This is a genomic window from Hymenobacter koreensis (assembly GCF_039541855.1).
Taxonomy (GTDB): domain Bacteria; phylum Bacteroidota; class Bacteroidia; order Cytophagales; family Hymenobacteraceae; genus Solirubrum; species Solirubrum koreensis.
In genome coordinates this window covers 218,195-240,913 of sequence record NZ_BAABHA010000015.1, presented here as the reverse complement: position 1 = coordinate 240,913, position 22,719 = coordinate 218,195, and the positions used below count along the sequence as shown (strand labels likewise).

General features: G+C 61.5%; 10 protein-coding genes. 6 read left to right on the top strand and 4 right to left on the bottom strand.

What is annotated here, in order from left to right:
- Window positions 1–7: 7 nt before the first annotated feature.
- Together tamL and ABD903_RS19770 are read right to left on the bottom strand one after the other, a co-directional pair.
- Window positions 8–2,446, bottom strand: coding sequence for a translocation and assembly module lipoprotein TamL (tamL, locus tag ABD903_RS19775; RefSeq protein ID WP_345227039.1), 2,439 nt, complete (start codon window positions 2,444–2,446; stop codon window positions 8–10).
- Window positions 2,447–2,476: 30 nt separating this feature from the next.
- The gene (locus ABD903_RS19770; RefSeq protein ID WP_345227038.1) at window positions 2,477–7,645 is read right to left on the bottom strand and encodes a translocation/assembly module TamB domain-containing protein; all 5,169 of its coding nucleotides are present in this window, start codon (window positions 7,643–7,645) and stop codon (window positions 2,477–2,479) included.
- A 430-nt stretch (window positions 7,646–8,075) separates the two neighbouring features.
- Here ABD903_RS19770 and ABD903_RS19765 point away from each other — a divergent pair, with 430 nt between their 5' ends.
- Window positions 8,076–10,808 (top strand): 4-alpha-glucanotransferase, encoded by a 2,733-nt coding sequence (locus ABD903_RS19765; protein ID WP_345227037.1) that lies wholly within the window; start codon window positions 8,076–8,078, stop codon window positions 10,806–10,808.
- A 286-nt stretch (window positions 10,809–11,094) separates the two neighbouring features.
- Window positions 11,095–14,112 (top strand): FG-GAP-like repeat-containing protein, encoded by a 3,018-nt coding sequence (locus ABD903_RS19760; protein ID WP_345227036.1) that lies wholly within the window; start codon window positions 11,095–11,097, stop codon window positions 14,110–14,112.
- Window positions 14,113–14,214: 102 nt separating this feature from the next.
- Here the strand turns inward: ABD903_RS19760 and ABD903_RS19755 are convergent, their stop codons facing one another.
- Window positions 14,215–16,113: a T9SS type A sorting domain-containing protein gene (locus ABD903_RS19755; protein WP_345227035.1), complete on the bottom strand. Its 1,899-nt coding sequence runs from the start codon at window positions 16,111–16,113 to the stop codon at window positions 14,215–14,217.
- A 198-nt stretch (window positions 16,114–16,311) separates the two neighbouring features.
- Between ABD903_RS19755 and ABD903_RS19750 the strand changes: the two genes are divergently transcribed.
- The 3 genes from ABD903_RS19750 (at window position 16,312) to ABD903_RS19740 (ending at window position 21,001) form a co-directional block, all read left to right on the top strand.
- Window positions 16,312–17,274, top strand: a complete 963-nt coding sequence (locus ABD903_RS19750; RefSeq protein ID WP_345227034.1) for an NAD(P)/FAD-dependent oxidoreductase — start codon at window positions 16,312–16,314, stop codon at window positions 17,272–17,274.
- Window positions 17,275–17,367: 93 nt separating this feature from the next.
- Window positions 17,368–18,342 (top strand): hypothetical protein, encoded by a 975-nt coding sequence (locus ABD903_RS19745; protein WP_345227033.1) that lies wholly within the window; start codon window positions 17,368–17,370, stop codon window positions 18,340–18,342.
- 139 nt (window positions 18,343–18,481) lie between these two features.
- Entirely contained in the window at window positions 18,482–21,001 is a 2,520-nt protein-coding gene (locus ABD903_RS19740; RefSeq protein WP_345227032.1) for a DUF5686 and carboxypeptidase-like regulatory domain-containing protein, read from the top strand.
- A 31-nt stretch (window positions 21,002–21,032) separates the two neighbouring features.
- On the opposite strand, the gene ABD903_RS19735 is transcribed toward ABD903_RS19740, so the two are convergent.
- Entirely contained in the window at window positions 21,033–22,052 is a 1,020-nt protein-coding gene (locus ABD903_RS19735; protein ID WP_345227031.1) for a helix-turn-helix transcriptional regulator, read from the bottom strand.
- Between the two features lie 287 nt (window positions 22,053–22,339).
- On the opposite strand from ABD903_RS19735, the gene ABD903_RS19730 reads away from it, so the two are divergent.
- Window positions 22,340–22,573 carry a hypothetical protein gene (locus ABD903_RS19730; RefSeq protein WP_345227030.1) on the top strand — a complete coding sequence of 78 codons (234 nt, stop codon included), beginning with the start codon at window positions 22,340–22,342 and terminating at the stop codon, window positions 22,571–22,573.
- The last annotated feature ends 146 nt before the right edge of the window (window positions 22,574–22,719 follow it).

The following is a 22,719-nucleotide window of genomic DNA, read 5'->3' as shown; positions in this document are numbered from 1 at the left end:
TGGCCCGCTAGAACGGATACCCGATGGCCACGTTCAGGCGCATGGCGTTGCCGCCGGTGCCGCCGGCGGGCACACGCAGCGGCACGGCCCCGTCGAGGCGAATGACGAGGAATTGGATGTCGATGCGGATGCCGGCGCCGGCGCCCACGGCCAGCTCCTGCAAAAACGAGCCGGGCTTGAACTGCCCGCCGGGGCGGTCGGGGTCGTCGTTGACGAGCCACACGTTGCCGGCGTCTACAAACAGGGCGCCCTTTACGAAGGGAAACAAATCCTGGCGGTACTCCAGGTTGCCTTCCAGCCGAATGTCGCCCACTTGGTCGTAGAAACTGATGTTGCGGTCTACCTCGGCGGGTTGGTAGCGGCCGGGGCCAATTTGGCGGGGAGCAAAGGCCCGCACGCTGTTGGGGCCGCCCACGCCGTACTGCTTCAGGTAGGGCATCACGTCGGAGTTGCCGTAGGGCAGGCCCAGGCCCACGAGCAGGCGGCTGGCTATTTTGTTGCCGCTGGCGGGGTTGGGCGTAACGCGGTAGTAGTTGCGCAGCTCCAAATCCAGCTTGCCGTACTGGGAGTATTCCTGCCCGAACAGCTCGAACCGGCCGCTGTCGTTGCGGCCGGCCCCGCTGAGGCGGTTAACCAGCGAAGCCAGGTTACCGGCCGGCTCCACCATGCCGCTGAAGTAAAGCTGGTTGCGCCGCTGCTCGTACACCTGCGTGTTGTAGGTGTAGCGGTAGGAGCTGGCGGGAATAAACTGCTGGCGGAAGCTGTTGGCCAGAAACGGCCGCTCCAGCAGCAGCGTGTCGAAGGCCTTGGAGGTGTTGGCCAGCCGGATGTACTGCACGTCGATGGGGCGCAGCTCCTGCTCGTTGGTAATCTTGGTTTTCCAGCTGTAGCCGTAGTTCAGGTTCAGGAAATCGACCTGAAAAAACGCGCGCCGCGCCACGTAGCGGTAACCCGCGCCAAAGCTGGTGCGGGGCTGGAAATCGGAGTTCGGCAGGTTTACATCCAGGAACGGCAGCGGCGGCGTAATGAGGCGCGGCACCAGCAGTTGCGCGTTGGCGCCCAGCTCGTAGGAAGTAAGGCCCAGCACCGGCCCGCTGGCGCCTTCGGCGGCGCTTTTTCCGCCCTGCCGGGTTTCAAACGAGCCCACCAGGTTGAGGAGCAGCTGCTCGGCGCCGCGCAGGGCCGAGCGGTTGCGAAACTGCACCGTGAAGCCCGGGCCGGTGAAGCCGTTGGTTTTGGACACCAGCTGCACCTCCGCCCGCACCGACTTTTTCTTGAGCTGGGTCATGCGCACGGAGGCGTTCAAAAAGCCGTACCCGAGCGAATCGGGTTTCTGGCGCGCCTCCCGCAGCTGGATGTCCACGAACTTGAACGTGCCCAGGCTCATGAGGCGGCTCAGGGTTTGGTCTTGGCGGCGGCGGCGGTAGAGGCTGTCGGGGTACAGGAACACCGCGTTGGTAATGGCCTTGGCTTTGAAGATCTTCTCGTCGGGCACGTAGCGGTACTTCTTGTACATAATCGGCCGGATGGACTCGGTGGTGTCTGTGAGGCCGTAGCGGGTGTTCAGCGTTACGCGGTTCAGCACGTAGGGCTGCGCGGCGCGGTCGGGTATGGAGCCCTTAACGCACAGGTACACGTCCACCTGGTTGTGCTCGGTGCTGTCTACTTCGTACAGAATGTAATCGGGGTTGAAGTAATAGTAGCCGTGCTGCTTGAGCTGGTCGTCGATGCGGTTACGCTCGGCAATGAGCGTGTTCAGGTTGTACGGCTCGCCCACTTTGAGCAGCGTACCGGCCTGCGTTTTCCGAATGTCGTTGTCGAGCAGGGTGTCGCGGTCGGGAAAATGGATTTCCTTGATCATGTAGGGCCGCTGCACCGTGGCACTGTAATCGATGGTGGCGGTGCGGCCTTTCACGTTGGGCTTGGTTTGCACCAGCGGCCGGGCAAAGTAGCCGTTGTTGTAGAGCCGGTTTATCATCAGGCCCTTCACCTTTTGGGTGTCTACCTGGCTGACCAGCACCGGCGCTTCGCCGTATTTCTCGGCCAGCCACTTGCCCAGACCTTTGGTTTTGCCCTGGCCCATGTGCCAGAAATACAGCTTGGGCCGCGCGCCTAAAATGGAGGCATTGGGCTTAGGCGTAATAACGGTTTCCAGCTCGGTCTGAATTTCGGCCTCGCGCGGAATGGGGTACGGCGAGGTAAGCTTTACGCTGCTGCCGGTGTACAGCTTGTCGTTTTCGGGAATGAACTTGGTGCCGCTGCATGCCGCCAGAAACAGCAGCAGCACAAGCGCTGCGGCTTGCGGAATGCCGGTTCGCACCGAGCTTGCCCAGCTAGGCTGCGGCGCAGCGCCACCCCGGTGGCCGATGCAGGGGCGCAGCTCCGCCTGCGAAAAGGCGCGGAGGTTGCCGGGCTGCTGGGTCGGGGGGGTAGGCAGGTGGGTCATTCGGTCACTTGTTGTTTTCATCCCTGCGGCTTAGTTCAGGGCTTTGTTTTGAAGCGTATCCTGCGCGGCGGCCTTTTCCTCCTTGCGGGCGCGCCGGTCGGTGCGCACGGCCTGCTTCACCTCCGGGGCCATTTTGGCGAAGAGCTCCTGCAGGCTGTTGTAGTCGCGCTGGAAAATCAGGGCGGTACCGGTCCGGATAAATTGCCCGTCGATGTCCTCGTAGGCGTTGTTGCGGAAGGCGCGCAGGCGCAGGCGCCCGTCGCTCAGAATATTGTATTCAATGCTCACGTCGCCGGCAAACTGGCTGGCAGCCGAAGCCCCGCCGGCCGCCTGGTTGCCACCGCCGCCGCCTAATGGTACGTCGGTGCCGAGGCGCACGGTGAGGCGGTCGTTAAACAGCTGGCGGCGCACGGCCACGTTCAGGTCGGTTTGGTTGTACTGCTGCCCCGTACCCGACACGGCCGAATACGAATCGACGCCCAGCTCCAAGCCCAGGCCGGCCAAGTATTCGCCGGTTAGGTTGTTGAGCTGATCGGTAAGCACCTGACTGGCGGAGCCGCGCAGCTGGTTTTCCACCAGCCCACCCGGCGCCGATGTGCTTTTCAGCGGGTTTTCGGCAATAAAGCGGCCCAAGGCCAGCAGGGCGAATACCTGCTTGTTCAGCTCGTTCTGCTCGGAGGGCTGGCGCAGCTGCTCCAGCTTGGCGCGCACCGGCTCGGCCACCGGACTGGTGGTGTTATCCGGCACGCGAATATCAAACCCGATGGTGGGCTTGAGCAGCTCGTCGGTCACCTTCAGCAGCACCTCAAACGGCAAGCGGTTGCGGGCCAGGTTGCTGACTTCAGAATTGGCATCGAGCTGGCCGGCAATGAGGTCGGCCGCTACGGCGCGCACACGGTAAATGGCCGTTACGTTTACCTGGGCGTTGAACGGGTCGCCGGTCCAGAGGATGTAGCTGCCCTGCGCAATGTCGAATTTGCGCTCGGCCAGGTCGTAAAGCGAGAGTTCGTACTGGCCCTCGGTAACACCCAAGCGGCCGGTCAGGCTTTGGGCGCCACGCTCGTCCAGCACCGCGTTCAGGGTGCCTTCGGCGCGCACACGCAGGTTGTCGCCGGCGGCTTCGTCAATTACAATGGTGAAGGGCGTGCGGTCGGTAACAGTAATGTTGGCGCGCACGTCGTAGCCAGCCGGTGCGGCGGCGCTGTCTACTTCCACCGCCGCTATTAACGCCGAATCGACTTTGGGCGCGTCTTTGTCCACGAACACCACAATGCCTTCGCGCTCCACGGCTACGGGGTCGTCGGTGGGCACCACCACGGTCAGGTCCGAGCCGTCGGCCACGGTGGCGCGGGTACGCACCACGGGCCGGTTGATGTCGCCGGTTACGCGGCTTTCGGAGTCCACAAACAGTTTGCCGTAGTAAAGCGGATTGTCGCGGCGGGTGCTTTGCACGGCCAGAAAGCCCTCGGTTACGGCATCCAGTTGCAGGCGGTACTGCCCCACCTGGGCCAGGTCGCGGGCCGGAATGATGTAGCCATTAATAATAGCTTGCTTGCCGAGGGAATCGATGATGGCGAAGTTGTCGAAGTGCAGGCCGCGGTCGTCGAGCACCAATTCTTCGTTGGAAATGCGGTAAGGTGCGCCCAGCTGCGAGAGGGTGAAGCCCGCCTCTTGAAACCGTACCGCACCGCGTAGCAGCGGCGCCGCCGTGGTGCCGGTAATGGCCAGCTGTCCGGTAAGCGCGCCGCTGGTTTCCCGAATTTGCCCGAGCGAGAAGGGCTCCACGGTTTGCAGGTTCAGGCGGGCAATGTTGGTGTTGATGTTGATGGCGCCGCTGGCCACGTAGTAGCCATTGATGCGCACATCGTTGCCGTCCTGGCTGGTGAGCTGGGCCGTGAGGTCGTAGCGGTCGGCTACGTTGTTCACGGCCTGGGCGCGCACGTCGCCGAGGGTGTACTTGTTATAGGTGAGGCCCGTGAGCGAGACATCGGCGGTAAAAGCTTGGCCGGTGCGGCCCAGGTTGTAGGCCACGGCTTGCCCGTTCAGATTGCCGCCTACCAGGGAATCCTGCAGCCCCGCGGCGCGGCCCAGGGCGTAGAGGTCGAAGTTGCCGATTTGCACCTGCAGCGGGTTGCGGGCACCCGGCAGCGTTTGCAGCGCCAAAAACCGCTCAACCTGGCCGGTGTAGGAAATGCGCACGTTCTGGGCTTCAATGTTGCCGTTGGCGGGCGTGTAGCGCACGTAGTTGTTCGGGCCAACGGTCCAATTCTGGCGGTCCACGGCCAAGTCGGGCGCGATGCTGAACTGGTAGGTATTGCCGCCGTTCAGTACCTGCAGCACGCCGCCCAGGCTCAAGCGCTCCGCCGAATCGGATTCGGCGATGCGCAGGCGGGTGGCCACTTGGTTGTTGGCCACGCTGCCTGTGAGCGAGGGGTTGGGAATGCGCAGCGTGGTATCCTGGCGCACCTGGTCGAGGAGCAGGGAGTAGTCGAGTTTTTGCGGATCGGAACCCACGCGCAGCTTCAAGGAGTCGAAGGCAATGCCCTGGTAGCGCATAAAGGCCACATCGGAGCGCACAGCGAGGTTGGCGGCGCGGCTGTCGTAGCTGCCCGTAGCTTTGAAAGGCGAAATGCGCGTGAGGCCGGTCACGAACTTCGGCAGCAACCGCGCGCCCGACTGCGGCACCTGCACCTCGAACGTGAAGTTGCGGGCTACCGAGGAAGCGCGATACTGCACGTCCGGCAAATCGAAGTACCGGTCAATATGCTGCTGCAACTCGGTAATCATGTCGCCGAGGCGGGTGTTGCCGCGCACGGTCGCGTTCAGAATGCTGGAGGCAAAATCTACTTCGGTGCGGCCCGGCTGCTGCACAATGCGCGCATTTACCGAGTCGAGCGGCACCACTTGGTTGTTCGACACGATGACGATGTTGTCGCCGATGAGCGTGCCGTTGATGCTGTTCAAATCGGAGCCCGAGAGGTTGGCGTCCAGGTCGCCCTGCACGCGCAGGTCGCCGCCGGTGTAAAAACCCAGCGCCGTTAGGTTCAGGCTTTTCACGTTGCCGCTGAAGGCGTACACCGGCGCGTTGGGGTTGCGCAAGTCAATGTTGCCTTTGATGGCAAAGGCCGCGTTGGCGTCGCCGGTGCTGCGCGCATCAATGGCGTACTGCTGGCCCGTAATGCCCACGGTGGCGGCTATGTTGCGGTAGGTATAGCCGCCGTAGCGCGCCCGGTCGAGGTTGGCCACCAGCTTGCCGCGCATGGTCGTCGGCTCGAAACCCGAACCGGTGTAAGTACCGCGGCCGGTTACGGCGCCAATGTCGGGCTGCTTGAGCAGGCGGCCGAGCTGGAAATCCTGGAACGTGAAGCGGGCATCCACCGGCTCGCGCCCTGCCGGACCGGGTTTCAGGTTGGCGGCAATGGTAGCACCGCCAAACGAGGTATTGGCCTTTAGATTCAGCGCTAAATCGTTGGCGGTGGGCCGGCCGCGTACGGTACCGCTGAGCGTGGCGCGCTCGGGCAGCTCAATCACGTCCTGCGGAATGGTGCCGGCGGGCAGAATGTCGTTCAGGTCGCGGCGGGTGGTGGTCAGCTGCCGAATGGTGAGGTCGGTGTACAGGCGACGGTCGGTGTTGGGCAAGCCCTGAATGCGGCCGTCGGCGCGCACAATGGTGTTGCGCAGCCCTATTATTTCGATGTTGTTCAGGGCGAAGTTGTCGAGGCGGCCGTTCACCTGCCCGCTTAGCAGCACCGACTGATTCGGGCCGCTGGTAAAGGGCTTTTCGGTAATGAGGTCGGGCGCCAGGTACAGAATGTCGCGGAAGCCCAGGCGGGTGTTTTGCAGATCGGCTTCCATCCGCATTTTGCCCAGCTGCTTCGTATCGGCCAGCATGCCCAGGGAATCGAAGCCGATGGCCAGGGTGCGCCGAATGCGGGTGTGCGGCGTAACGAGGTCGAGGTTATCGAGGCGAATCTGCACCGAATCGTACACCACATCAGCCTCAGCGCGGTCGACGCGGAAGCCGCTTTGCTCGCGGCCAGCCAGCAAGTCGATGCGGCCGGTGGTGCGGTTCGTGGAGTAGCTCAGGTTGCGCGTTTTCAGGGCTAAGTCCTCGAACAGTAAGTGGTTGTAGTCCATGGCCGGCAGGCGGGTGCGCTGCCGCTGCTCGTCGAGGTTGTCGAAAGCGAATTTCACCCCGCTGATGTCAGACTCGCGCAGCGTAAGGGCCCAGGCGGTGGCCGCGCCGGTAGCCTGCGTCACGGCCGAATCGAGCTTGCGCACGGTTTCGGCGGGGTTCACCACGCGCTCGGTCACGGGCACGTTGCTGTTTTGGGCGTAGGTCACGTCGGCGTCGCGCAGCACCAGCTTGTTGAGGGCAATGCGCTGCCGAATGAGGTCGATGTTGTCGGCCGTTACTTCGGCCTCGCCAATGCGGGTGCTGATGTACTGCTTGGCTACCTCGTTGCGGTAGCTCAGGGCCACGTTATCGAGCGTGGCTTGGTCGAGCCCGAAGGTGAGGGCAAGCGGCTCGGCGGGCGTGTCGGGCGGCACTTTGGTTTGCACGATGTTGATGGCCGTGTTCTTGAGCGCCGCGTTGTCGATGCGGTAAATGCTCTTGTCCACGTCCACCTCGTTCATGGCCACGGCCAGGTCGCCCACGCGGGTGCGCACGCTCATGCCGTCCACGGCGTCGTTGTAGGTCAGGCGAATGTTGGCCAAGTGCGCGTCGCCGATGTTGTACTTGAAGCCGCCGGTGGAATCGGCGGGCGTTACCGTGGTGGTGTCGCCGGTGGCGAAGGCCGCCAGAATGTAGTCGAAGTTGTACGTGGAATCGGGCAAGGAGCGGCTGATGTTCACCGTGCCGTCAGTCAGTTCCAGGGAGCTAAGGTTGATTTCGGATTTGGCCAAAGCCCACAAATCCAGGCTCAGCCCCAAATGCCCCACCGACACGAGCGTGTCGCCGGTTTGGTCTTCCAGGTACACTTGGTCCAGCGAGAGGCCGTGGCGCCAGTCGGTTCGGAACTTCCCGATGCGTACCTCCGTCCCGATTTTGTCCTGCAGGTAGCTGGCGCCTTTGCGGGCCGCGTAATCCTGCACCGATGGAAACTGCAGGGCCACAACTACGGCCACCACCAGCAAAATCACTAACCCCAGAAGCCCCAATAGAACGTACAGGACACGGCGTAAGGAAGTCGACACAGCAAACGGGGTGAAAGCGAGAGAAGGGTTCTGCCCACGCCAACGAAAAAAACGCGGCTGGGGTTGGAAACAGAGCCTCTACCCCGGTTCCAGCCCGTACTTTCTACCCGCTTATGCGTAGCAAACCCGGTCGTATTAACGCACCATGAACAGCGCGAACAAACCCAACAGCCACAAAAAATCGAGCCTTTTCCCTGGCGGAATAGTGTGCGGGGAATATTGCTCATAATCGCAAAAAAACCGCGCAACAAACTTACCTTGGGCCTTCTGAGCAAATCTGCGCTGATCGGCTCCATTGCTTATTTTCCAGCCCCGGTGCAGGTTGCGTAACTGAAAATTTGATAACCCCCGGCAGCGGTGTAGCTTCGGGCTCTGTTTCATGCATTGTGCGGCCGAAACTCCCACCCGGCCCGCCGCTTTTGCTTTCCCCATGTTCGTTCGTTTCCGCCTGCCGTACTTCACCTCCTGGGGCCAGCGCCTGGAAGTGCGCGGTGCCGGCCCCGCCCTCGGCGACTGGCACCCCGACCGCGCCCTGCGCCTTGCTTATTCGCCTGCCACCAGCCTTTGGGAGCAGCAGGTGGAAGTACCCGATGGCACCACCGAATTGCGCTACAAGTACGTGCTGGTGGAAGAAGGTGGCGCCACGCATTGGGAAGGCGGCCCCGACCGCGTCCTTACCCTCAGCGGGGAGTCCTACGGTCAGGTCATTGTCGACGAATTCTGGCACGCCCCGCAACTGCCCGACTACGAGCTGCAGACCAACGCCTTCACGCAGGCTATTTTTCGGCGCCCCGCCGAGTCGCGCTGCCGTCCGCAGCAGGTGCGCGCCCGCGCCGCCGATGCCACCGTGCGTTTCACCCTCACTGCCCCGCGCGTGGAAACCGGCCGCTGCCTCTGCGTGCTCGGCTCCGACGAAGCCCTCGGCGCCTGGGACAACCGCAAGGCCGTGGTGCTGTCCGACGCCAACTTTCCGCACTGGACCGCCGACGTAGCTCTGGTAACGCCCGATAAAGCCGTAACCTACAAGTACGGTTTTTGGGACCCGGAGCTAAACCAGTGCGTGGACCTGGAAGGTGGCTCCGACCGCGTGCTGCCTCCGCTGGGCGGCCGCAACACGCTACGCTGGCGCCGCGACGAGCAATACCGCCACCCCGCCGGCCCCTGGCGCGGCGCCGGGGTGGCCCTGCCGGTGTTTGCCCTGCGCAGCCGCGAGGGTATGGGCGTAGGCGAGTTCCCCGACCTGAAGCTGCTGGTGGATTGGGCCGCCGAAACCGGCTTGCAGCTGGTGCAGGTGCTGCCCATCAACGACACCACCGCCACCCATACCAAAGTCGATTCCTACCCGTACGCGGCCATTTCGGTGTTTGCGCTGCACCCGCAGTACCTGCGGCTGCAGGATATTGCTCCGCTGCAAAACGCGGCCCTGCAAGCCGAGCTGGAGCAGCTGCGCGACGAGCTAAACGGCCGCGACTTCGTGGATTATGAGCCCGTGATGCAGGCCAAGTGGCGTTTCCTGCGGCATTTGTACCAGCAGGAAAAAACCGCCTTCCTGGCCGATCCGGCTTTTCAGCAATTCTTTCAGGAGCAGCGCGAATGGCTGGCGCCGTACGCCGTGTTCAGCGGCCTGCGCGAGCGGTTCGGTACGGTGGATTTCCGCCAGTGGCCCCAGGAATTCCAGCAGCCCGGTGACTGGCTAACGGCTTTGCTCGACCCCAAACACGCCGAGTTCGACGAGTTTGGTCTGCACCTGTTCACCCAGTTTCACCTCGATCGGCAGCTGCTGGCCGCCGTGGAGTACGCCCGCCAACGCGGCGTGGTGCTCAAAGGCGACCTGCCCATTGGGATTTACCGCCACTCGGTGGAAGCCTGGACCCAGCCCGAACTCTACCACCTGGACCAGCAAGCCGGCGCCCCGCCCGACGACTTTTCCGTGACGGGCCAGAACTGGCGCTTTCCCACCTACAACTGGGACAAAATGGCCGAGGACAACTACGCCTGGTGGCGCCAGCGCCTCAGCCACCTCAGCCGCTACTTCGACGCCCTGCGCATCGACCACATCCTGGGTTTCTTCCGCATCTGGGAAATTCCCAACCACGCCGTGGAAGGTTTGCTGGGCCATTTTTCGCCCGCCCTGCCGCTGCACCGCCACGAGGTGGAGCAGCGCCTCGGCTGGTTCGACGAAGACCGGTTAGCCAAGCCTTACATCCGTTGGCACATTCTGGAGGAAGTGTTTGGCTCCAATGCCCAGGCCGTGCGCGAGGAGTTTCTCGACGATGCCAGCCACGGTGCGTTCCGTTTCCGTGAAGCCGTGAACACCCAACGCAAGGTGGAAGCCGTGTTCGAGCAGAAGCTGGCCGTAGCGCCCGCCGAACAGCACGAGCACCTGCAGCGCCTGCGCGACGGCCTTTACAGCCTGCACGCCGAAGTACTGTTTGTGGAAGCCGACGGCACCAACGGCCAGTACTGGCACCCGCGCATCACGGTAGACAAGTCGCGCACCTTCCGCGACCTGGACGACCACTCGCGCCAGCGTATGCGGGAGCTGTACTACGACTTCTTTTTCCACCGCCACAACGAGTTCTGGCGCGAGCAGGGCCTGGTGAAGCTGCCGGCCATCCGCTACGCCACCAACATGCTCATCTTCGGCGAAGACCTGGGTATGGTGCCCGCGTCGGTGCCCGGCGTAATGCGGCAGCTAGGTATTCTGGGCCTGAACATTCAGCGCATGCCCGCCGCCACCGGCATCGAATTCTCACACCCCGACCACGCCGCTTACCTCTCTGTGGTGTCGCCTTCGTGCCACGACATGAGCACTGTGCGCGGCTGGTGGGAGGAAGACCGCAACCGCACCCAACGCTTTTTCGAGCAGCTGCTTGGCCACCACAGCCAAACCGCTCCGTTCTACTGTGAGCCATGGGCCGCGGGCGAAGTAGTGGTGCAGCACCTTCACTCCCCGGCCATGTGGGCTATTTTCCCGCTGCAGGATTTCTTGGCCCTTGACGAAAAGCTGCGCCGCCAAAATCCGCTCGACGAGCAGATCAACGTCCCCTCGAACCCCGAGCACTTCTGGAAATACCGCTTCCACTTACCGTTAGAGGAACTGCTCGGGCAAAGTGACTTTAATAAGGAAATTAGAGACTTGGTAGCCCAAAGCGGCCGATAGAACCTCTTCTACCCAAACAAGCAAAAGTGCCCCGATCTGGTTGATCGGGGCACTTTTGCTTGCAGCGGTATCTGGCCGGTAATGACGAAGCGTCTTATTCATGCAGTTATCCATATGATATTATAGCAGGAAAACACTAGCGCATATATACATAAACAGCAGTATCACAGTACCTTTGCGCCCCGAATGGGCTTATGGCTCATTTGGGTGCTTCTGGCTGTTTTAAGTTCTTTGCTTATCAGGTCATTAAGCTATTCGCAACGTCAATCACACTTCGTTTTTCTAAATGAAAACACCCTTACACGCATCGGCTTCGTTCCGACAACGTTCTTCAACATCAGCAGGGCGCACGAAGGCGTTGTTAAGCCTTCCGTACTTTTTGCTGTTCAGTTTGCTGTTGGGGCTGCAGTCGGTGACAGTGGCACAAACGGCAGCTCCTAAGAGCGTTACGCTGTTAAACAACAACCCCAACCAGGTAGCCATTCCGGATTTGACGGCTACATCGAACCGAACAATTATTGGGTTTGACATTAGCACATACAGTCCTAACACCACGATTGGCCGGTTGTATGTTAACGGCTCGGAAGTAACGGGGCCGCGCCAAATCAGCACCAGTGAGGCTACTCAATTGCAATTTGCTGCTGGTACTGGTACAGGTCAGGTGGTTTTCTCCTATAGAGCGACGCAGCGGAATCCCAATGGCAGCACTAGTACCTCAGCGGCTGTTAGCTACACCATTACGGTGGAAGCACCTCCAGCACCCACTGTTGCTTCATTCAGCCCCACGACCGGCCCCGCAGCCGGTGGCAACCAGATAACCATTAACGGCGCTAACTTCACCAGCAACAGCACCGTTACCATTGCAGGCGTTGCTGCCACAGCCGTTACCTACGTCTCGGCTACGCAGCTTCTGGCTACGGCCCCGGCCCGCCCAGCCGACACCTACGGCCTGATTAGCGTTACCTCCCCTTTTGGCACTGGCACTAACCCACAGAATTACATCTATTTGGGTCCGCCTGCCATTAGCAGCATCTCGCCCACGAGTGGCCCCATCGGGCAGTTGGTTACCATCTCGGGCAGCAGCCTCAATAATGCGTCGCTGATAACGTTCAACGGCAAAATCGGCTCCGACGATGACGTGACGGCCGTTCCTGTCTCGTCTAACAGCACCTCCGTTACGGTAAACGTACCGGCAGGCGTGGTGGTGGGCACCCTCAGCGTAACCACGCCGGGCGGCTCGGCCACCTCAACGCAAACCTTCACTCCGCCTTTCGTTATCAGCAAGGTTACGCCGGCGGCCAACGCCCTCACCGCCGAACGTAATGTAGCTATCAGAATCACGTTCAGTCAGGACGTTACCAGTGCTTCCGCAGCAAACATCCGCGTGTTCAGCAGCCAGATCGGCTACCTGCGTTCTGCTTCCATCAGCACCAACGAAAACGTTGTTACCATTACCCCCGCACCTTACTTTTTCAAGCCGGGTGAGGTGGTGAGCGTAACCGTACCTAACACGGTGGTAAACGCCAGCAACCAAGCGGTGGGCAACCCACAGGTGTACCAGTTCACGGTAAAAACCGCTAATGGCACTGGTGCTTTCAGTGGTACCATGGATAAGCTCACCAACGATAACCCCAGCAACGAGGTATTGGGCGACGTAGATGGCGACGGCAAACTGGACCTGATTGTGGTGAACTACGGCAACGGCACGGGCAACACCGTTAGCATTCTGCGTAACACCCGCACGACCGGCGCCGCCGACTTTGCCAACAAGCAGGATTTTACCTTGGGTGCCGGCCAAACGGGCTGCTACAACATTGCTATCGGCGACCTTGACGGTGACGGCAAGCTGGATATTGCAACGGCGAACTACGGCACCAACAACGTGAGCGTACTGCTGAACACCAGCACCAGCGCGGGAAACATTTCTTTTGCTGCCAGCCAGGCGTACGCAGTAGCTACCGGCCCTTCGGGTTTGGCCATCGGCGACGTGGACGGCGACGGACGACAGGACGTTGTGACGTCGAATCAGCAAAGCAACAACGTAAGCGTGCTGCGCAACACCAGCACCAGCGTTGGCGCCATTGCCTTTGCCTCACCGGTAAACTTTGCTACCGCCCTTACCTGCTACGGCGTGGTTTTAGGCGACATGAACAAGGACGGCAAACTGGACATTATAACGGCTAACGCAGGTAGCGCCAGCGTGAGCGTGCTGCGCAACGCCACGTCCGGTCCCGGCCCCATTTCCACGTCCAGCTTCGCAGCCAAGCAGGATTTCACAGTGGGCTCGTCCCCAGTGGTGGTAAACATCGGCGACCTTGACGGCGACGGTAAGCTGGACATCGTGACGTCTAACAACGGCACCAACAACGTGAGCGTGTTGCGCAATACCACCACCGGCACCGCTGCCGTGAGCTTCGCAACCAAGCTGGACTTTGGTGTAGGCGTGGGCCCGGCCGGGGTATCCATCGGCGACCTGGACAGCGACGGGAAACTAGATATCGTTGCGGCCGACTACGGTGACTCCGGTACGTCGGGCGGAGGCACTACGGTGAGCATCCTGCGCAGCACTTCCACCGGCGTGGAAAACATTGGCTTCGCTACGCGTACGACCGTTACTGTAGGTATTGGCCCGAACAACGTGCTGCTCGGCGACCTGGACGGCGATGGTGACTTGGACATCGTTACCGCTAACCAAGGCGGTGCGGGCAACACCACCAGCGTACGCATTAACGCAACCAGCGCCGCACCGCAGCCGCTGCCGGTTGAGCTGATTTTCTTCAGCGCGCAAGTCAACGGTGCTTCCGTGCGGCTGGACTGGGCTACGGCTTCTGAAAAAGCCAATGCCGGGTTTGTTGTGGAGCGCAGCGTAAACGGCTTCACCTTCGCGCAAATGAGCACTTTGGCCGGCCAGGGCACCAGCAGCACCCGCCATAACTACAGCTGGCTGGATGAGCAGTTGCCCACCACTGCCACCACCCTCTACTACCGCTTGCGTCAGGTAGACACCGATGGCACTGTTAGCTACTCGCCGGTGCGCACCGTAACCAAGGCCGAAACCACCGCCCGCTTCGATGTGGCCCCCACCGTGGTTGCTGATGGTCTGTTGCGCTATTCGTTTGCCGGAACAACGTCGGAAGCCTCCTACCTGGAAGTGTACGCACTTACCGGCCGCCACATGGGCCGCCACGCCGTAGGCGCCCAAGCCAGCGGTGCGGTACAGGTAAAAGGCCTGGCTGCCGGTTGGTACATTGTGCGCTACGTTACACCCGAGCGCAGCTATACCACCCGGATGTTCGTGCGCTAAACCCAGTGGCCGCGCAGTAATAAGGCGCGTTCCGGACACAAAAAGGCCGCCGGCTCAACTGAGCCGGCGGCCTTTTTGTGTCCGGAATAGCAGAATGGGCTACTACCGCAACACCACGCGGTGGCTGCTTACAGCCTGGCCGTTGCTGAGGCGCAGCAGGTACACGCCGGCTGCCTGTCCGCTTAAATCAAGCGAATAAGACGTTCGGCCAGCGGGCAAGAGGGCCTGTTGTACAGGCCGGCCCATAACGTCGAGCACGGTGAGGCGAAGTGGCTTGGTGGCACCGCTAACGTTGAGGGTAAGGATACCGGCCGTGGGGTTGGGGAACACCTGGGTCTGCCAGCTGGCTTTGGCGGCTTCTGCTGCCAAAATAATTTGAAACGAGCCTTCGTCGGCGCCGATATCGGGCGTGCTCACATTGCGGGCTTCGTTGTCGATGTCGGTGGGCACGCCGGTACCGCCAACCAAGCTCAGCCCGCGTCGTTCCACTACAGTGGGCACCGCGGCACTAATGTGCAGGTCGCCGGTGGCAGGGGCCACGAAAGGCGGGTTTTCCGTTACTGAGTTTTGCTCAGCTGGTGCGGCCAATTGCTTGTAGTCGGCCAGGGTAATGAGCGCAACGGGCGTAGCAGCTACCCCGTAAAAAATGGGGTGCTCAGCCGAGGGCGAGGCGCTGTAGTACAAGTTGTTGTTCGAGCCCGTGAGAGTAGCTACCGACGCCGTCGCCTTAAAAAAGGCGGCTCCTACACCGCCTGTGCCCAGACCAGTGACCCGATTCACAAAGATGTTGTTGACCACGTAGCCCGGCGTGTTAGCGCCCGACATGTAGAAAGCGCCGCTTTTGTTGGTGGCCACGGTAGCAGCGTATTCCACCAGTACCGTGTTGTGGAACACATTGTTGCTCGTGCCGCCGCGCAAACTCAACGCCCGCACCGCCGTACCGGCCGTGCTGGCCGGGGCCTGCACCCCACTCACAAAGTTGTTGACGACGTTGTTGGTGGTGCCGCCCGTTATGTCGATACCTACCGCGAAGGCTGCCGTGCCGGTGGCGTTGATGTTGTGGATGCGGTTGCGCAGGATGTTGTGCGTTACGCCGTTGTTCACGTACAGCACTTCCACGATACCGCTGCCGGTGGCGCGCGTGAGGAAGTTGCTGAGGCGGTTATCGGTCATGTCCACGCTGTTGGTAGTGCCGGTGGAGTAGATACCGTACACCGAGCCTGTGCCCTGTACATCGGTAATATCCTGCCCGAAAACCTTGGCCCGCTGCTGCACGCCCAAGTACACAGCATACACGATGGTAGTAGCGGGCGGGCCGCCCGTGGTGGGCATTCCAATTTGCGTTACGGCGCTACGCCCGCCCGGCAGTGTGCCTATTTCGTTGTCGGCATCGGGGTTGGTGGAGGTAGCGGCAAACTGGTAAGCGCCGGTGCAGTTGCGGACGCTGTTGTTGTAGAAGCGGTTGGCGTTGTTGCCGCCGTCGAGCAAGTGCACGCCGAAGGTTCGGTTGGCGTTGGTGCGGTTCAGCTCCACGGTACAGCCCTGCACCAGGTTGTTGGTGGCGCCGCCCTTCAGCCACACGCCGTATTCGGTTTGCTCAGCGGGGGTGGTGTTGGCGGGGTTGTCGCGCAGCATCAGACTGTCGAGGCGCACGTAATCGGCACCGTCCAGGGTCAGCACGGCGTCGGTTGCACCGGTGCCTACCTGCTGTAGAATGGGCATGGGGCCGGCTCCGCTCTTCACAAACTGAATGCCGGTGGTAGCCGTGCCCGATGCCGTAATGGCGGGAATGGTTTCGGTGAAAGTAACGCCGGCCCGCACCCGGAACGTGACGCCGCCGGCGCCCACGCCGGCGGCATTAAGTGCCGTAACGGCCGCGGTTACGGTGGGGTAGTTATTGGGCCCGGTGCCGGCGGGGTCAATGGTTTTGATGCCCGAAAGTTGGGCGGCCGCGGCGTGGCTTAGGGCCAGTGCCGCCAGTAGCAAGTAGGTGTGTCGCATGCGCGCAAATGGGTGGGTTCAAGCTCAAGTACCACAAATTCCGGCAGAGCTTCAACTCTTAAATAGCACAAGAAACTCAGGCACAGCGCTGGTTTGGGGCTGCAATCGGCTTCGCTGGGCGACCTTTTACCTACCTCGGCCGTAACCCCAGCGCGGGTTTTGAGGTTTGAAACCGCATTCCACATCTGCCCGCACGCCATGCCCGCTTCTGCCCGTCGTCCTTTTAAGCGCCCCCGCCACATTCCCCCCACCGATTATGAAGTGGTGGTAATAGGTGCCGGCTGCGCCGGCATGAGCGCCACGCTGGTGCTGGGCCGCTGCCGCCGCCGGGTACTGCTCTGCGACGGCGGCAAGACCCGAAACGCCCCTTCGCCGGCCGTGCACGGTTTCCTCTCGCGCGACGGCATTACCCCACAGGAATTATTACGCATCGGCCGGGAGCAGCTTCAGCCCTACCCCACCGTGGAGTACCGCGAAACGTGCGTGACTACCGCCGAACAGGACCCTGAAACCGGCTCCTTTCGCGTCACGCTTGATTCGGGCCGCTGCGTTACTACCCGCAAAATTCTGCTGGCCACCGGCATTGCCGATGTGCTACCCACCATTGAAGGCATGCGTGAGTTTTGGGGCACCGGCGTGTTGCACTGCCCCTACTGCCACGGCTACGAGGTAAGCGACGAAGCCCTGGCCGTATACGGCCGCGACAAATCGGCCGCGGGCTTTGCCCTGCTCGTTAGCCGCTGGTCCAAGGACGTGGTGGTATGCACCGACGGCTGGACCGGCCTTAGCGAACATGCCCGGCACCGCCTCAAGCGCCGCGGCATTTCGGTGTATGAACAACCCATTGAACGCCTTGCCGGCCGCCGCGACGGTACCCTGCGCCAGATAGAATTTGCCGACGGCTCCTCCTTGCCGCGCCGCGCCCTGTTTGTGCACCCCGAGCAGCAGCAACGGAGCGACCTGGCCGATCAATTGGGCTGCCGCCGTTTGAAGCGCAGCGGTGGCGTGTGGGTCGACAAAAAAATCATGACCAGCGTAACGGGCGTGTACGCCGCCGGCGACACTACACCGGCGGCACAACAGGCCTTGGTAGCCGCGGCCGAGGGTGCGCAGGCCGCCATTAGCATGAACGAGCAGCTTACCCGCGAGGAATGCGCTTAAATCCATAACGGCCTCACATCATCATGCGAGGCGGCCAATGCAGCCGCCGCAGCCGCTCCATGTCCATGAACCGGTTTCCCACTGGTTCTTCTCATGCGCACTTCTGTTGCTTCTCGTTTGCTGGCCCTGTTTTGGGTTTCGGTTACCTCTAGCTTGCTGGTGTTGCCCAGCTGCACCCGGCTACCGGCCTCAACATCAGCTGGTTTACCTCCCGATTTTGCCTCCCTCACGGCGGATGAAGCGGAATTGATAGGCGCGGGGACCCTATCCACCACGGCCAACGAATACAACCCCAGCCTCACGCCCGATGGCCGTACGCTGGTTTTTGCCCGCAGCCAACCCGACTTTAAGGATGCTCATATTTTGGTGGCGCAGCGCCAGCGAAACGGGGAATGGTCGGCGCCGCAGGCGCTGCCATTTACCAGCCCCCGCTACTCCGATTCCGACCCGACCTTTGCACCCGACGGCCGTACGCTGTATTTCACCTCCGACCGCCCCGCGCCTGGCCGCGACTCCACCCGCCACGACCTGGACTTGTGGCAGGTAAGCTGGAACGGTCGGCAGTGGGGCCAACCTGCCCACCTGGGCACTACTCTAAACGGCAAAGGCCCGGAGCTTGGCCCCTGTTTTCACGAAGGCTACCTGTACTTCAGTGCCGCCCGCCGCAGCGGCCACGGCGGGCTCGATGTGTACCGCGCCCGGCAGGAAGACGCGGGCTTCGGCGCGCCCGAAAACCTGGGCCCAAGTGTTAATACCGCCGCTTCCGAAAGCGACGCCGAGCTAACGCCCGACGGCCGCTGGCTGCTGCTGTGGAGCGACCGGGCCGGCGGCACCGGCTCCGCCGATTTATATGCGGCTCCCCGCACTGCTTCCGGCTGGGGCCCGGCCGTGCACTTGCCGGCCGGCCTAAACTCGCCGGAGTTCGATTTTACGCCTTCCCTATCGGCCGATGGGCAGTGGCTCTATTTTGCCAGCACCCGCGCCGTGGCTCCAAGTAGCGGACGCGCTGTAGTGGGTCAGTCCAATTTATACCGGGTGCGGTTGCGGCCAATTACCAGCAGCAGATAATTGAATTCGCTTGTATTTGATTTTTATCAAACTGTAACAGAGCGGATTATTCATAAATAAACAACGAACGATTAACCTTTTGTAAGGTATTTGGCTCCCTACCACGTCGTACCTTTGAGTCGATTAGGACGTGATGCATATGAAGGCTTTTTACGCGTGGCTGGGGCTAATGCTCTGGCTAACGATTGGAAATACTGCGCTGGCCCAGCGGATTGTTTTTTCGGGCCGCATTACCGAAGCCGCCACCGGCCAACCCGTGCCTTTCGCCTCGGTGTTCGTGAAGGGAACCACCTTCGGCACCACTGCCGACGACGACGGCCGCTACCAGCTAGCCGTAACGCGCGCCGTGGACTCGCTGTCGGCGTCGGCTATGGGCTTCCGTACCAAGAGCCGCGCCGTTACCACGCAGCCGGCCCAAACGCTAAACCTGGCCCTGGCCTCTGCGGCTGTGGCTTTGGGTGAGGTAACCATCCGGCCCACCGAAAACCCGGCCTACGCCATTTTGCGGCGGGTGCAGCAGCACAAAAAGCAGAACGACAAAGGCCGGCTCGAGGCTTTCGAGTTCGACAGCTACAACCGCATCGAAGTGTCGCTGTCGGATATTTCCGACCGGTTGGCGCGGCGCAAGGTTATTCGCGACATGACGGCTCTGGCCGATGGCGTGGGCCAGATGGAGCGCAACGCCAGCGGCAAACCCACCGTGCCGCTCTTTGCCTCCGAGGTGATGTCGCGCTACTACGTGCGGCACCGGCCCAACCGCGAGCGGGAGGAAATCAAGCACTCGAAGCTGCACGGCGTGGCCCCGCGCGACGGTACGTTGCTTTCGCAGGTGCTGGGCTCGTCGTTTCAGGACTACGATTTCTACCCCAACTGGCAGGTGGTGATGGGCAAGGACTTTATTTCCCCCATTGCCGACGGCTGGCGCATTACTTACGATTATGACCTGGAAGACTCGGTGATGATTGGGCAGGACCGCTGCTACCAGCTGAAGGTAATGCCGCGTCGCGCCCAGGACCTGGCCTTTACCGGCCGCATCTGGATTACCACCGAAGGCTACGCCCTGCGCCGCGTGGATCTGGAAGTAGACCCGCAAGCCAACATCAACTTCGTCGACCAAATTCGGGTGTACCAGGACCTAGCGCCTTCGGGAGCCGGGGCGTGGCTGCCGCAGCGCACCCGCGTGGTGGTGGGCATGAAACCCGCGCAAAAGCAAACCGGCCTGCTGGTGCGCTTTACCACCGTTAACTCGAAATTCGATGCGGGTCACCCGCGCGAGCTGCCGTTCTACGACCAGCCCTTTGCCGCCGCGCCTGATGCCCTGAAAACGCCCGCCAACTTCTGGAACGAGCAACGCCCCGATACCCTAACCGCACAGGAGCAGCGCACCCTCATGGTCCTCGATTCGGTGGGCAAGCTGCCTTCGGTGCGCACGTTCTTGGAAGTGGCCGATTTGGTGGTGAACGGCTACAAAGAGCTGGGCCCGCGCGGCCGGTTTGAGCTGGGTCCGATTTTCAGCAGCTACAACTACAACAACGTGGAGGGTCACCGCCTGCGCCTTGGCTTCCGCAGCACGCCCGAGCTCAGCCCCAACTGGCTGCTGCAAGGCTACACGGCCTACGGCACCCGCGACGGTGAATTCAAGTACAGCCTCTCGGCCGACCGCATTCTGAACCGCCCGAACTGGACGGTTTTCAGCGTGAAGCACAGCCACGAGCTGGACCTGGTAGCCCTGCTCGATAACGACCTGGCCCTGGAAAGTCCGCTGTTTGAGGCGGCGGCGCGCTTTGGTAACATCCGGCCGCTGCTGCCGCTGTGGCGCGACGTTACCAGCGTGTCGGCGCAGTCGGACCTGTTCCACAACTTCACCCAGAAGCTCACGCTGCGTCGCCAGCACTTTGACCCTATTTACAACTTTGCCTACTACACCACGCCCGACCACCAGGCCGGCGCCCCCACCGCCGACCAGCTCACGCTGACCGAAGTGGTGGTGGAGTCGCGCTACGCGCCGGGCGAGGTGCTGATTCAGAACCAAAACCGACGCTACGCCGTGGGCACGGCCAAGTGGCCCGTGTTTACCGGCCGCTACACTTTGGGCGTAGATGGGTTATTGGGCAGCGACCTGCGCTACCAGAAGTTCAACCTGATGATGACCCACAGCGTGCAGCTGGGCCAGCTGGGCCGCACCGAGTACGTGCTGGACGCGGGCTACATCCCGAGCACGGTGCCGTATTTGGTACTGAAAGCGCACCTCGGCAATGAGTCGTTTATCTACACCTCGAACGCCTACAACCTCATGAACTACTCCGAGTTCGTGAGCGACCGGTACGCCTCGTTGCACGCCGAGCACTATTTTGAAGGTTTGCTGATTAACGCCGTGCCGCTGCTCAAAAAGCTTGACTGGCGCCTGGTGGCCAGCGGCAACCTGCTGTACGGCGGCATTAGCACCGCCAACCGCGAAACCGCCCCCACCCAAGACGCCACGGGCGCGCCCATGCCCACCTTCCGCACTCTGGGCAGCACGCCTTACGCCGAAGCGGGCTACGGTGTGGAGAACATCTTCAAGTTTCTGCGCGTTGATTTCGTGCACCGCCTTACCTACCGCAGCCTGCCCGACGTGAAAACGTTTGGGGTGAAGGTGTGCGCGCAGTTTAAGCTGTAAACGACCGGAGGCAACTGGCAGCAGCTTTGCGCTACGCCAGCTTCAGCCACGAATCGGGCTGCTCCGCGAGGTGACGTGAGCGGCGCATTTGCGACGGGGCCACCCCAAACTTGCGCTTGAAGGCCGTGGCAAAGTGGGCCGGATTGGTGAAGCCCACCGATTCGGCTACTTCCTGCAGTGGCTGCTCGGTTAGGGCAATCAGTTGCTGGGCCACTGTTAAGCGTCGCTCAGCCACGTACCCAAACACGGTGGTGCCGAAGAGCTGCTTGAAGCCTTTCTTGAGCTTGAAGTCGTTGGTGCCGAACTGCCGGGCCAGTTGCAGCAAGCTGGGCGGCTCGGCGTAGTGGCAGTCGAGGAAGTCGCGGATGGCATAAAACAGGTCGCGCTCGGGAGTCGAAAGCCGCGTAATGGTCTTTGCCATTTGCTCGTGCTGCTCCACGAACAGGTCAAGAAAGCGGGCCTCCAGAAACATTTTCTTGAGCGCGCCCGAGTACGGGCATTCGGCAATTTGCTGAATAATGGCACGGGTAGCGGCCGAGGCGGGTGCACCGTCGGGCACCAGCACAAAGGGTTCGTTGCGGCTCAGCCGCCGCTCGTGCATGCGCAGCCACTCGGCGTTGCTCACCACCAGGTCGCGAAAGAACTCGGGCTTAAGGTGCACCGTGAACATGTGAAATTGCTGCCCGGTGCTTTGCTGGGGCCGGAAGGTGTAGTGGTTACGCGTGGTTTGGTCGCCCACAATGTTCTGCCGGCCTTCGCCCAGGTGCAAGGGCCGGTTAGCGCAGCTGCGCGAGTCGACGCCACCGGTAAACTGAAACAACATGCCCACCCAAGGCCCCAGCACTTCCAGCTCGGCTTGCAAGGGCTGGTGCAATTGCCCGGTCATGCTGGATAGCTGGTACCCGTCGAGGAAGTAATCGGTAATTATGGCGGAACTGCCCTGCTGGCCGCGCCAGGTGGTTTCGGCCTGCAGCACGCTGGCATGTTGTTGCAGCTCGGTTTGGCAGTTGTCGTTTATCTCGGCCGACAAAAATTCGAAAAAGGGGTCCATAGCGCGGTTTGGTGCGACAAAAGTAAGGATAAACAGGACTTTGCGGCAGCCGACCTGCGGTAGCAGTAAGTTGGAAAATCCGTTTGAGAAAAGGAAGACTCCGCCGCGCGAAAGCGTGGACGGGGGTTTGGGTCCGACTTTTGGGTCACAATTGCAACGCAGCCCGGGGCCAGCCGAAAAAGCAGTTTCGCCGTCACCCAGGTTTCCGAATTCTTGATCTGCATCAAGGTTCCCGGAGCTGAAAAGCAGCTGTTTTGCTCCCGTTACCAACCTTAGCCCCCGCCGTTATGACCACGCTTTTTTTCCTGCCAGTCCCACAAGCCACGTTATCGGTTGCCCGCCGGGCCAAACCGCTTCTGGACCACCTGAAAGCAAGCTGGAATGCCGAAGTGCCGGTGGAGCCCGGCACCTCGCCCCGCTGCCAGCTGCTTATTCGGCAGCAGCACCGCGCCACGCGGCTGTTCTGGCTGGGCACGGCCGGGGTGGGTGGCGCCGCGCTGTTCGCCGCCATTTGCTCCTAATTATCCAACGGCTTAGTCGAAACAGGACTCACCGCGACCCAGGGGCACCGCGCTCCATCCCCGATTCGGCCCGCAAGATTTCAGCGACCCTACTAATCGGTATTAATCAAAGTTTCCATTAAGTTTTTCTACCCAGGCAACCCTTA

Bases quoted from the DNA above. Each gene is read 5' to 3' on its own strand.
- tamL (WP_345227039.1), bottom strand. From the start codon at position 2,446: ATGACCCACCTGCCTACCCCCCCGACCCAGCAGCCCGGCAACCTCCGC.
- ABD903_RS19765 (WP_345227037.1), top strand. From the start codon at position 8,076: ATGTTCGTTCGTTTCCGCCTGCCGTACTTCACCTCCTGGGGCCAGCGC.
- ABD903_RS19760 (WP_345227036.1), top strand. From the start codon at position 11,095: ATGAAAACACCCTTACACGCATCGGCTTCGTTCCGACAACGTTCTTCA.
- ABD903_RS19755 (WP_345227035.1), bottom strand. From the start codon at position 16,113: ATGCGACACACCTACTTGCTACTGGCGGCACTGGCCCTAAGCCACGCC.
- ABD903_RS19750 (WP_345227034.1), top strand. From the start codon at position 16,312: ATGCCCGCTTCTGCCCGTCGTCCTTTTAAGCGCCCCCGCCACATTCCC.
- ABD903_RS19745 (WP_345227033.1), top strand. From the start codon at position 17,368: ATGCGCACTTCTGTTGCTTCTCGTTTGCTGGCCCTGTTTTGGGTTTCG.
- ABD903_RS19740 (WP_345227032.1), top strand. From the start codon at position 18,482: ATGAAGGCTTTTTACGCGTGGCTGGGGCTAATGCTCTGGCTAACGATT.
- ABD903_RS19735 (WP_345227031.1), bottom strand. From the start codon at position 22,052: ATGGACCCCTTTTTCGAATTTTTGTCGGCCGAGATAAACGACAACTGC.
- ABD903_RS19730 (WP_345227030.1), top strand. From the start codon at position 22,340: ATGACCACGCTTTTTTTCCTGCCAGTCCCACAAGCCACGTTATCGGTT.